The sequence below is a fragment of the Candidatus Eremiobacteraceae bacterium genome (genome assembly GCA_035295225.1).
In the GTDB taxonomy this organism is placed as follows: domain Bacteria; phylum Vulcanimicrobiota; class Vulcanimicrobiia; order Eremiobacterales; family Eremiobacteraceae; genus JABCYQ01.
Window position 1 is genome coordinate 238,619 of sequence record DATGJI010000052.1, and the last position, 11,719, is coordinate 250,337.

9 protein-coding genes are annotated in these 11,719 nt (G+C 62.0%); 5 read left to right on the forward strand and 4 right to left on the reverse strand.

Annotation, left to right across the window (positions count from 1 at the left end; genetic code table 11):
- Positions 1-16: 16 nt before the first annotated feature.
- Positions 17-1,126, reverse strand: a complete 1,110-nt coding sequence (locus VKT51_09460) for a hypothetical protein (GenBank protein HLJ84384.1) — start codon at positions 1,124-1,126, stop codon at positions 17-19.
- A gap of 10 nt (positions 1,127-1,136) precedes the next feature.
- Positions 1,137-4,334 carry a carboxypeptidase-like regulatory domain-containing protein gene (locus VKT51_09465; protein HLJ84385.1) on the reverse strand — a complete coding sequence of 1,066 codons (3,198 nt, stop codon included), beginning with the start codon at positions 4,332-4,334 and terminating at the stop codon, positions 1,137-1,139.
- A gap of 397 nt (positions 4,335-4,731) precedes the next feature.
- On the opposite strand from VKT51_09465, the gene VKT51_09470 reads away from it, so the two are divergent.
- The 5 genes from VKT51_09470 to VKT51_09490 all read left to right on the forward strand — a co-directional run bounded on the left by VKT51_09470 (position 4,732) and on the right by VKT51_09490 (position 9,837).
- Positions 4,732-5,934, forward strand: coding sequence for a trypsin-like peptidase domain-containing protein (locus VKT51_09470; GenBank protein HLJ84386.1), 1,203 nt, complete (start codon positions 4,732-4,734; stop codon positions 5,932-5,934).
- A gap of 149 nt (positions 5,935-6,083) precedes the next feature.
- On the forward strand, positions 6,084-7,946 hold the full coding sequence (gene dnaK / locus VKT51_09475; GenBank protein ID HLJ84387.1) for a molecular chaperone DnaK: 1,863 nt from the start codon (positions 6,084-6,086) through the stop codon (positions 7,944-7,946).
- A 7-nt stretch (positions 7,947-7,953) separates the two neighbouring features.
- Positions 7,954-8,535 (forward strand): nucleotide exchange factor GrpE, encoded by a 582-nt coding sequence (locus tag VKT51_09480; GenBank protein ID HLJ84388.1) that lies wholly within the window; start codon positions 7,954-7,956, stop codon positions 8,533-8,535.
- A 1-nt stretch (position 8,536) separates the two neighbouring features.
- Positions 8,537-9,568, forward strand: coding sequence for a J domain-containing protein (locus VKT51_09485; protein ID HLJ84389.1), 1,032 nt, complete (start codon positions 8,537-8,539; stop codon positions 9,566-9,568).
- The gene (locus tag VKT51_09490; GenBank protein HLJ84390.1) at positions 9,568-9,837 is read left to right on the forward strand and encodes a MerR family transcriptional regulator; all 270 of its coding nucleotides are present in this window, start codon (positions 9,568-9,570) and stop codon (positions 9,835-9,837) included. Before VKT51_09485 ends, VKT51_09490 begins: the two co-directional genes overlap by 1 nt.
- Here the strand turns inward: VKT51_09490 and VKT51_09495 are convergent.
- Entirely contained in the window at positions 9,834-10,697 is an 864-nt protein-coding gene (locus VKT51_09495; GenBank protein HLJ84391.1) for an SAM-dependent methyltransferase, read from the reverse strand. The genes VKT51_09490 and VKT51_09495 overlap by 4 nt on opposite strands.
- A complete protein-coding gene (locus tag VKT51_09500; protein HLJ84392.1) occupies positions 10,694-11,629 on the reverse strand; it encodes a class I adenylate-forming enzyme family protein in 936 nt (311 codons plus the stop codon). The genes VKT51_09495 and VKT51_09500 overlap by 4 nt, the downstream gene beginning before the upstream one ends.
- Positions 11,630-11,719 lie beyond the last annotated feature (90 nt).

Sequence of the window (11,719 nt, forward strand, 5' to 3'; positions counted from 1 at the left end):
TGGTTCGGGAATCGCGTTAGTGCCGATGCGGGCGAATGTGCGACGAACCGCGCACGAGGTACGTTCCCGCGAAGACCTGCGACATCGAGATGTCAGCCTGGCCGCCGCTGTTCGGGCCGGTGATCGCCGGCGTCTGCGACGAGCTGCCCGGCGGCGACGCTTCGAACGCCGGATAATCGTACGAGATCGCGTAGACCAGATACGAGTCTCCGGCCGGCAGCGAAGGCGTTGCGCCTGAGCCGTTTTGACAGTCGTTGCCGTTGCATGGTCCAAGCGTATCGGGCAACGCCCCGCCGACCGAACCGGTTCCATTGAATGGCCCAAGCGTGAAGAACGTCGACGCGTTCAGATCGGCTATGTAGATCATCGTCTCGAAGATGCGCGGGTCCGCGGGAACGGTGACCGAAGCGGTGCCGCCGCCGGCCCCGTCTTCCACGAACGACGGCGCGCCGAGCGCTGGCAGAGGCACCGCGCTTGCCAGCGTCGCCGTAGCCGTGAAGTTCCTTCCGGGCCCGGACGTGCCAGGCACGTTGACCGTCAACGAATACGAACCAACGGTGACCGGTGTTTCGAACGCGTTGAAGCCCTGCGAATAGCCTTGGAATCCACTGATGAACGTTCCGTTGTTGAAGAACGGGTAAGCCGGTGGGCCGCCTGCGATCGGGACTGCGTCGCCCGAGTAGAACGGCTCAGCGTAAAGAGCCGGTCCGTTCGGATACGGGTCGCCGAGGTTGTCGGAGTTGTAAGGCGCGAATCCGTACTTGAACGCACCGCCGGCGGTGCCGAAGGTCGTGGGACCTGGGGCAGTCTGCGGCGATCCGCTGATGTGATCCGTGCCTGCATCGTTCGCGGGCGCGTTTCCAGTCACCACGAAGCCGGCGGGCCCGGTGATCGTCGGCGTATCGAGTAACACAGCCGACAATCCATTCGGCTGGCGGAACGTGGTGACGACGTTCAATCCGACGGTGCCGTCGAACGCGATGTTTGCCGTGCCGACCGCCATTTGGAGTTTGTCGGCGCCGAGGTTCCCATGGGAGACCGGCGGGTTGATTCCCGAGCCATTCGTTGAGCAGCCTGCGAGCAAAGCGCCGGCGGATACTATTCCGAGGATATATCGATTCTTCACCGGTTTTCCCTCACAGTTTCGTCTGGTAGTAGAGATAGTAGGTTCGCGAACCATTCGGTGAGTTGATATACGCGTCTTGACCGCGAATGATCGCTCCGTAGTTGGCGTTGCCGAGCGTCGGGTACGCCGCCGCCGCTGGATTTTGGCCCGTGAGCGGGCCGGCGAAGCCTGTCGCGACCGGTTGATAGTACGGGTTCAGCCCCGGTCCGCCGTAGAGCGAGTTGAACAGGTTGAACACCGTAAATCCAACCGCCGCGTGGCTGTTGTGGTCGTACTCAATCGTGAGGTTTGTGAGGCTTGCCGGGTGGCTCAATTTTGACCCAGCGAACGGGCCCTCGGGCGTGCCGCGCGTGGCGTCGATATGCGGGTTGAAGAGCGAACCCGGATCTTCGGGGTCGACGTATTGCGTCGTACCGTTAGGCGCCGTGTTGATCGCGCCGGAGAAATTCGTGTTATAGATGTTGTACGGAACGCCGTTGATGAACGCCGCGGTGTAGATTCCCGCTCCGTTCGGATAGCCGATGTTGTAGGTGACCTGCGGGCTTACGCGCCATCCGCTCTTCGTCTGATAGTTCAAGTCGAGCGATGTCTGGAACGGCGACACGAAGCCCACTCGGTAGAGATTGCCCAGCAGCAGCGACGCCGGTGGAATGGACGGGAAGAAGTCCTCGCTGCGGCTCAGAGGGATGACGTTCGAGAACTCGTTGATGTAGGTGGCGGTGAACTGACCGGTAAGCCCTTCCGCGCCCTCCTTTGTCACGAGAAACTCGACGCCGGTCGCATGATTCGTGCCTTTGTTCGTGACGACCGGGGGCAAGAACTGATACGACCCGTCCGGATTGCGAAGCGGCTGGCCAGTCGGGCCAAGACGCGGTGAAGCGACCGATGCCGTCGCGTCGTAGCCGCGGCGATACCATGGCGTCAGCTTTGCGGCAAAACCGTTGGGGAATTGGTGCGAATACGAGAAGTCGTAGTTGTCGAACAACTCCGGCTTCACAGGTTGCAGCGGCACGCCTTGGAAGAAGTTCTGGTTCTCCCACACCAATTGTTCGCCGTAGTTCTTGCAGGGCACGTTGAAACCGGAAATGCCGCATTGGGCCACTTGATTCGATCCGGTCAGTGCCGTTCCGAGATTGTCGTATGACGGGATTCTATCGAACGCCGCGTAGTACCACGGCGGATCGTAGAAGTCTATCTGGCCCAGCGGCGGGAACTCGACCGATCGGCCATAGGAAACGCGCACGGAGTTGCTGTTGCCCATCTCATAAGAACCCGAGAGACGCGGCTCGACGATGCGCGGTTGTGTCTCATCCTTCGTCACGTTGAATGTCGCGATAGGACAGCCGGACGTCACATTCGTGTTCCACGTCGCCGGCAAGTAGAGCGTCGTGCAGGTGTAGGGATCGACAGCCGGAGCAGGCAGGCGATAGTTCGCGCCGTCCATGCGTAATCCGGGTTCGATCTTGAGACGCGAGGTCGCTGAAATCGTGTCGTCGATGAAGAACGACATGTCCTGACGGTTTGAGATGGACGCCTCTTCGTTTGCGGGCACGCGCGGAATGCCGTTGGGGAAGTACGTCGCCAAGTAGCCGCATGGAATCGCTCCGCCGAGCGCCGGGACGTATGCCGGGCAACTGGGATCCGTCGGCGGTAAAAAGTCGGCGTATTCGAACGCGCCCAGTCCGGTGATCGGATCGCCGCCTCCGAACAGCGTCGCATACAGACCGTAGCCTTGCGCCGGTTCGTCGTAGACCGGCCGCAGGTACGCATAACTGGCGCCGAGTTTCAGCAAGTTCTTGTCGCCGAGCTGCTTCGTCAAATTGGCGCTCACGCCGTTGTCGAAACCGCCTTGCTGGATGATGCCGCCGAACGACTCCCACGAGGGGAAGTCGAATGTCGTGACGGCATTCACTTTGTAGAACATCGCCGTGAGGAATGTGGACGCATCGATATTGTCGTTGAACTGCAGTTTGTAGGCGTGGTTCGGCTGGTAGTAGGTGAACGGATTTCGATTCGCCTGTGCGAGCGTTTCGAAGGGGTTTGACTGATACGGATCCAGACCCGTGATCTCGCCGAACTGCGCGTTTGTCAGGATCGGCCCTAGCGGACCGTTGATCGTATCTCGAAATTCCTGGTCGCAGCTCGTGAAGCAATACGGATTGCCGCCATTCGAACCCAAGAACTCGTGATTCGCGTCATCGACGAAAAGCTGGACTTCCTTGCTGTTGTTCGAGCCGAAGCGATAGGTGAAATTGCCCAACAGTTCGCGATCGACTTCCATCTTTGTATCCGAGAATGTGAGCAGCTGCGCGGAGGGCGCCGCATCGTTACCTGGCCGGAAGCCCGTGTTCTGGCCCGAGAATGCGACGTATGCCGACCACCGGCCATCCGGTGCGCCCGTGCCGAACTCGCCGTTCATGGCGTGGAAAAAATTCGGGCCGCCGCTCGCGAATTGTACGGTGGCGTAGCCCGGATACGTGCCGCGCTTGGCGATGAGATTGAGCGTTCCAGTTCCGTTATTGCCGAATGCTGCGCTTCCGGCGCCGGGCGTCAACTGGACGCTCAGGAGGCCGAGACCGGGCGTGGCAAGCGTATTGGTGAACTGGTTGGTAAACGCGTCGGTGTAGGGAATCCCTTCGAATGCAAAGCCTTCCTCATTTTCGCGACCGCCGCGAATCGTCGGGTAACCAGAGGAGTCGGCAGCAGCACCGGGCAGAGACGTGATGAGATTTGTCTCGCTGATGTTCATCGCGTTGCCCTGGATCGTGTTGATCTGGGCTTGCGTCACGGTGTACGTATCCACCGTCTGCTTGGGCTGATACGCACCGCCCGTCACGCCGTGCACGATCTCTCGACCAAGCGTTTTGGTCGAAAGCCGCATCTGACCGTCGACGGTCGCGGTCTGATCGGCGAAGACATTGATGCCTTGCTCGTTGAGCGGGTCGTAACCGTTCAGTGAAAACGTGATGCTGTACGTATCAGACGGCACTCCGGTGATCGCGTAGAACCCGTTTGCGTTGGTGGTCGTCCTGTACGTCCCCGTCGGCGCCACGGCGGACACTTGCACGCCGGCGAGCGGTGCTCCGGATGTGCTTGTGACTTTGCCCGAGATGTTGCCCGAAGTACCCGCGAAGGCGGTCGCCGAGCAGAACGCGCCGATCAAGGCGAAGGCGATAAGCGCTCCGGCCAGTTTACGATACGTCCACATTTTGTTTTCCTCGCTGCGAGCAAAAAGCGAATGGTAGGAATACGCCAAAGCACGCGCACCACGAAATGGCCGCATGTCTCTTCTTAAGGGGTCGTTAATTATGTGGTCCGGGTCGCCAATCCCTCGGGACAACCGCCCATATTGACGGTTAGCACTCTCGATGCTATAGTGCTAAAAGTAAGCGAAACGCAAGCCAACCTCGAATTGATGCGGGACACCGAGCTGGGCATTTCCCGGAACTTTCACGGCGTATATCGGGTACACTGATGCAGGGCACCAATCGTCCGCGCGCGGCCGCATCCGCGGTTAGTCTTCCGCTGGCCCGGGGTACAGGGGCCGAATGGCTCGGGCCCTCGCAAACCGTGGCGCGATTTTCACAGGGAGTCGAATAGTTCACATGGCAAGTCAAGTGCGCACGTCCATCGGGTTTCTCCTCACCGGAATCCTCGGCGTACTCGTCGGAGCATTGATCGTCGCTTGCGCGTCGGGCAAGATCCTGGGATCCGCAGCGGCGCAAAACCAGAACGTCGCCTCCGCAGCGGCGCTCCACGCGAATCTCAATCCCGACATCGAACAGCGGATCATCGAGGCCGTCAAGCAGTCGGAACCGTCCGTGGTCCTGATCAAATCGACCGTGCATGGTGTCCAGCAGTTCTATAATCCGTTCGGCCAAGATCCGTTCTTCAAACAGTTCTTCGGCCCGCAGGGCGCTCAGCCGTTCACCGCGACCGCGTCCGGCTCGGGCTTCATCTATCAGCGTGACGGCGACACCGCGTATATCGCCACCAATGCCCACGTCGTGTACAAAGCGGATAACATCCAAGTGTTGCTCTCCAACGGCCGCAAGTTCGCAGGGTCGGTCGTCGGCAAAGACATGCAGGACGACGTCGCGCTCGTCAAGATCACGGGGTCGAATCTTCCGCCCGCGTTGCCCATCGGAGATTCACGCATTCTCCAGCAGGGAGAGTTCGTGCTGGCGATCGGCGAGCCGGTCGAGTTGCAGAACTCGGTCTCGTTCGGCATCGTCGCCAACGTCGACCGCCAAGGCATCACGGCCGGCGGTGAGGCGGACATCCCGACGATCCACTACAACGACCTCATTCAGATCACCACGCCGATCAACCCCGGCAATTCCGGCGGCCCGCTGATCACCGATACGGGCGAAGTCGTGGGCATCAACGCGGTCGTGGATTCGGGCGCGCAGAACATCGGCTTTGCCGTGCCGATGCACAATGCCGGACCCATTCTCGCCGACATTCAGAGCGGAAAGTATATCGCCGCGACGCACCCGTTCATCGGTGTCCAGATGGCGCCGCTTGACACGCGCTGGCGCAACTACCTCGGCTATAACGGCAAGACGGGCGTGCTCGTCGCCGCGGTCGTGCAGGGCAGTCCGGCCGATCAGGCAGGCTTGCAGCAAGGCGACGTCATCGAGCAGATCAATCGTCAGTCTGTGGCATCGCCGGACGACGTGACCAAAGTCATCAAGGCCATGAAGGTCGGCGAAAAGGCGACTCTCGTGGTGTGGCGGCAGGGCAACGTCCAACCCGTGGACGTCACCCTCGGAGACGAGAACAACTTCAACCTTCCGCAAGGCTGATACGCGCGTCGCCAACCCCGCTTCTTCGTAGCAGGGCGAGCAAAACGCTCGCCCTGCGCGGAATAGCGTGAACAGAGAGGGCGAGCGATGCTCGCCCTACTACATTCAAAAATATCGGATTCACAAGTATCTCGGAGGAACCAATCATCATGGCAAAAGTCGTCGGCATAGATCTCGGCACGACCAACTCGGTCGTGGCCTGTATGGAGGGGACGACGCCCACAGTCATCACCAATTCGGAAGGCAGCCGACTGACGCCGTCTGTCGTCGCGTTCACGAAGAGCGGCGAGCGGCTCGTCGGCCAGCTCGCGAAACGCCAAGCCATCACCAATCCGGACCGCACCGTCTCATCGATCAAGCGGCATATGGGCACCGATTTCAAGGTGACCATTGACGGCAAGAATTACACGCCGCAAGAGATCTCTGCCATGGTGCTGCAGAAACTCGCCAACGATGCGAGCACGTATCTCGGCGAGAAGGTCACGCAAGCGGTCATCACGGTGCCTGCGTACTTCAACGACGCACAGCGCCAGGCCACGAAAGACGCGGGCCGCATTGCGGGCCTCGAAGTCTTGCGCATCATCAATGAGCCGACCGCCGCCGCACTTGCGTACGGCCTGGACAAGAAGGGCAACGAGACCATTCTCGTCTGGGACTTGGGCGGCGGCACGTTCGACGTCTCGGTGCTCGAAGTGGGCGACGGCGTTTTCGAAGTCAAGTCCACCAACGGCGACACACGTCTCGGCGGCGACGACTACGACAAGCGCATCGTCGACTGGCTGGTCGCTGAGTTCAAGAAAGATCAAGGCATCGATCTGTCGGGTGACCGGCAGGCGCTGCAGCGCTTGACCGAAGCCGCCGAAAAAGCCAAGGTCGAGCTCTCGTCCATGACTCAGACATCCATCAACCTGCCCTTTGTGACCGCAGACCAGAACGGTCCGAAGCATTTGGACTACACGCTGACGCGCGCCAAGTTCGAGCAGCTGACGGAAGATCTGACCAACCGCTGCCGCAAACCGTTCGAGCAGGCGCTCGCGGATGCGAAGCTCACCGTCAAGGAGATCCAAGAAGTCGTGCTCGTCGGCGGATCCACGCGCATGCCGGCGATCGTGGAGCTCGTCAAGCAGCTCACGGGCAAAGAACCGCATCAGGGCGTCAATCCGGATGAAGTCGTGGCCGTAGGCGCTGCGATCCAAGCCGGTGTGCTCTCGGGCGACGTGCACAACGTCGTGCTGTTGGACGTCACGCCGCTCTCGCTCGGTCTCGAGACGCTCGGCGGCGTCATGACCAAGCTCATCGAACGCAACACCACGATCCCCACGCGCAAGTCGCAGACGTTCACCACGGCCGAAGACGGCCAGACGTCGGTGGACATCAGCGTCTTCCAGGGCGAGCGCGAGATGGCGCGCGCCAACAAGGCGCTCGGCCAGTTCCGGCTCGAGGGCATCGCGCCAGCGCCGCGCGGCGTGCCGCAGGTCGAAGTCGCCTTCGATATCGACGCGAACGGCATCACGCACGTGAGCGCCAAAGATCTCGGCACGGGTAAGGAACAGCGCATCACGATCACTGCGTCGAGCAATCTTTCCAAGGATGAAGTCGATCGCATGGTCCGCGAAGCCGAATCGCACGCCGACGACGACCGCAAGCAGCGCGAGGCGGCGGACGCGCGCAATCGTGCCGATCAACTCGTGTACGTGACGGAGAAGACGCTGAAAGAAGTCGGCGACAAAGCGGCAGCTTCAGATCGACAAGACGTCGAAAAGGCGCTGGACAATCTCAAGTCGCTGCTCAAGACGGGCTCGCCTGAGGAACTCACGAAGGCGTCGGATCAGCTGCAAGAGATCTCGCTCAAGCTGGGCCAGCACATCTACGAGCAGGCCAGAGCGAGCGGCGGCGACGGTTCGACCACCGGCAACGGCACCACGTCGTCTGAAGGTCAGGAGACGGCAGGGGCCGGAGCCGCATCTTCGCCCGACGGCGATGTCATCGACGCAGAGTTCAAAGAACGGTAAAGGCAGAATGCCCGATCTAAATCCGGTTGACGAGTTCGATTCATTGTCGGGCGCGCCGGTGCCCGGAATCGACGACGCTGCGCCGGCGGACCAGCGCGCAGATGGGCAGGCCGACGGCGATGTCGCGCGGCTGAAGGCAGAGCTTGCGGCCGCGCGCGCCGATGCCGATGAACAGCGCGACCGCTATCTGCGCTCGCTTGCGGATTTCGAGAACTACAAGAAGCGAGTGGACCGCACGACTGCCGACCGATCGGCGGAAGGCCGCCGCGATCTGCTCAAGCGAGTCCTGGGAGTGCTCGACAATCTCTATCGCGCCGCCGCATATCGCGAACAGGGCGCTGCTGCCGAGCAGCTCGTCGACGGCCTGCTCGCCACGGTGAAGCAGTTCACGACGTTGCTTGAAAACGAGGGCGTGCGGCCGATCGAAGTGGTCGGGCGCCCGTTCGATCCTGCCGTCGCGGAGGCGGTTGCCACTCGCCCGAACGCCGATGTGGCCGAACATACGGTGCTCGACGAAGCTCGCAAAGGGTATCGAATCGGCGACGAAGTCTTACGCCCGGCACAAGTGATCGTCTCAACGGCCGACTGATATGGCCGTCCAATATAAGGATTACTACAAAATCCTGGACGTGCCCAAGTCTGCGACGGCAAAAGAGATCAAGTCCGCCTACCGCAAACTTGCCCGCAAGTGGCATCCCGACGTCAACCCCAATAAGAAAAAAGAAGCCGAAGAGAAATTCAAAGAGATCGCCGAGGCATACGAAGTGCTCGGCGATCCCGAAAAGCGCAAGACCTACGACACGCTGGGGCCGGATTGGCAATCGCGCGCGCAAGCGCCGCCGCCCGGTTACGGCCAATGGCCTGGCGGCATGGGCGGGCAGAGCGTCCATTTCGAGAACGGCGATTTTGAAGACGCCGGTTTTTCCGATTTCTTCCAGGCATTCTTCGGCAACATCGGCCGCAACGCGGGCGGCGGTGGCGCCGCCGGGAGTGTGCGGCGCGGTCAGCGCGGCATGCGCGGACAAGACATCGAATCGGAGTTGCACCTCTCGTTACGCGAAGCATTTTCGGGCGGCCCGCGTTCGATATCGCTGCAGACGCAGAGCGCGTGCCCGCGCTGCCACGGCACGGGCAGCGACAACGGCAAGCTCTGTCACCAGTGCCGGGGCACCGGCACCGTCGCCGCGCAGCGCACGCTTGATGTCACCATCCCCGCGGGCGTTCGCGACGGCCAACGCATACGGCTTGCCGGTCAGGGCGGGCCCGGCTTAGGCGGAGGTCAGAACGGCGACCTCTACATGGTGATGCGCATCGGCCGCGATCCGGTTTTCGAGCGGCGCGGCGACGATCTCTATATCGAGCACCCGGTCAGCGTCTACACGCTCGTGCTCGGCGGCGAGATCACGGTGCCGACGATGACGGGTCAGATCGACGTCAAGGTTCCACCCGGCTCCCAGAACGGCCGCACGTTGCGCGTGACCGGCAAGGGCATGCCTCGCGTCGGCTCGGGCAATGGGTTTGGCGATCTTTACGTCAAGCTCGCGGCGCAGGTGCCGACGAATCTGACGGACGCGGAGCGAGAACTTTTCAAACAACTGGCAGAACTAGCGAAGGCACGCTGATGGACACTGAGACGGTCGACGGGCTCTATGCGATCACGGCGATCGCAGGCCATTTCGACGTGCAGCCGGAGACGCTCGTGCGCTACGAGCGGGCGGGACTTTTGCGGCCCACAATCGTCAACGAGGTGCGCTTCTACACCGCTGCGGACGTCGACCGGCTCTCCACGATCCGCCGGCTCACGGACATCTGCGGCCTGAATCTGGCCGGCGTCGATGTCGTGCTCCGGCTACTCGACGAGATCCAGATCCTGCAGCGCCAACTCACCTAACCGGTTTTTCGTTCCAGTAAAGCCATCGCCGACCAATACTTCGGGTCTCGTGCCCGCAATATGCCGAGGGCGCGGAGAAACGCGGCGCCGCGCATCTCGCGTTTGAGCCGTCGTGCCTCACCGATCATATCGCGCACTTCGCGCGGCACCCAGCCTTGCGCCGCGTGAAACGCTAGACCGTTTTTCGGCCCGAACAGCATGGGCGCGTTCGCGGCCTCTAAACCCTTGTGATAGCCGCGCCGCATGAAGTCGAGAATTGCGGGCGATGCTTGATCGATGAGCCAGAGCGCGAAGTTCGGACACGCGTAGAGGTCGCGCCCCAAGCGTGCCACGTTTTCCTCGGACAGATAGACCGTCAGACCTTCGCTCACGACCAGCACGCGCTTGCACTGCGCATTGACCCGTGCGAAAAGCGCGGTACGTGGGCCCTCTTCCGAAAGATCGATTGCCACACGCTCGATCCTGCAGGCGGACGGCACGCCCGCAAGGCTTTCGTTCTTGTAAGCGACCATCGCCGGCAAGTCGACCTCGATCCACAGCAGATTTGGCGGCAAGGCAAGCCGCTGCGGGCGCGTGTCGAGACCGGCGCCAAGATTGAGCACGCAGTCGCAGCCGCCCACCGTCACCTCGCGCATGATCAATTCGTCGAAGACGGCGGTGCGGACGATCATGGCCCACGCCGCCGATCTCCCCGGACGGCTGAAGCCTGCCATCGCGACGCCGGCGTTTCCGGCGAACGTGCGAGCGTATGGATCGCGGAAAATCGCGTCGGGTCTGTCGGTCTCTTGTGCGCGGTATGCCGCGATCCAGCGCGCCGTATCCGCGACGCTGTGGAAACGCGAGATCGGCTGCTCGCTCATGCCGGCGGTATTCCGCGAATCTGGATGCCAAATTTCTGTTCGAAATCTTCGCGCGCTTGCGCCGGTATGGCGCTGCCCGTGACGACCGCTAAACGGACTGAGGTGTGGCTGCCGCTTTGCGGCGGCCCTCCGAAGAGCAGATCGTAGAACTGTGTAGGAACGAGCGCGAGCCACGTGGCGCGCTGCGCCGCGACCAGCTCCCAGAACCTGCGCCCATCGAAGCGCTCGGGCACGACGCACTGTCCGCCCGATGTGAGCGCCGCGACGAGCGCGGTCACGCCGTCGCGATGACCGAGCTGAATCGCGCAGATCGCTCTGTCTGTCTCGACGAGATGGAGTTCCGACGTCAGCGCGTTCGCATCCGAAAGCAGATCGGCATGCGTGCGCCGCACCGGTTCGAAACCGTCCGTGTGCGCGCGATACGATTCTACGGCGACCGCGTCGCTCGCGACATTGAGCAGCTGGTGGTGATCGGAATGTGCGGCCGCCGCAAGCGCCGCGTCCAGCTCGATATCTCCGTCCTCCGGCGAGCGTGCGCCGGCGACGATCGTGGCGCGCAGCGTCGTGCACTCGCGGCGCAATCCGTGCAGCTCGACGAGCCGTTTCTGATCGATCGCGAGCGCCTTCGCACCGCTCGCCATGATCAAGTCGCGGGCGTCAGGACCCTTGAGCATCGGATCGATGGGCACGACGGCCGCGCCCAGCCGCCACGCACCAAGCAGGCACGTGACGTATGAGAGCCCATTGCCCATCATGATCGCAAAACGGTCGCCTGCCGATACCCCGCGGACCGCGAGCGCTCGCGAAAAGTCGCGCGCTCGCGAGGCGATATCGGCGAACGTCAATTCGACGTGTTCGTCCGGAAAAACGAGAGCGGTGGCGGAGCCTTCCCGATCGGCTCGCTCCGCGAGCACGTGGCTTACGGTCCCCATTCGATGCGATCCATTCGCCCCGCATTTGCTCCGCGCGCCTGCCGCCCTGCAACTGAGAGCAGACCAAGGGCGCTCACTGCGCCGGACAGA

Excerpts from the sequence above, each read along its gene's own strand:
- VKT51_09465 (HLJ84385.1), bottom strand. The coding sequence starts at position 4,334 with ATGTGGACGTATCGTAAACTGGCCGGAGCGCTTATCGCCTTCGCCTTG.
- VKT51_09470 (HLJ84386.1), top strand. The coding sequence starts at position 4,732 with ATGGCAAGTCAAGTGCGCACGTCCATCGGGTTTCTCCTCACCGGAATC.
- dnaK (HLJ84387.1), top strand. The coding sequence starts at position 6,084 with ATGGCAAAAGTCGTCGGCATAGATCTCGGCACGACCAACTCGGTCGTG.
- VKT51_09480 (HLJ84388.1), top strand. The coding sequence starts at position 7,954 with ATGCCCGATCTAAATCCGGTTGACGAGTTCGATTCATTGTCGGGCGCG.
- VKT51_09485 (HLJ84389.1), top strand. The coding sequence starts at position 8,537 with ATGGCCGTCCAATATAAGGATTACTACAAAATCCTGGACGTGCCCAAG.
- VKT51_09490 (HLJ84390.1), top strand. The coding sequence starts at position 9,568 with ATGGACACTGAGACGGTCGACGGGCTCTATGCGATCACGGCGATCGCA.
- VKT51_09495 (HLJ84391.1), bottom strand. The coding sequence starts at position 10,697 with ATGAGCGAGCAGCCGATCTCGCGTTTCCACAGCGTCGCGGATACGGCG.
- VKT51_09500 (HLJ84392.1), bottom strand. The coding sequence starts at position 11,629 with ATGGGGACCGTAAGCCACGTGCTCGCGGAGCGAGCCGATCGGGAAGGC.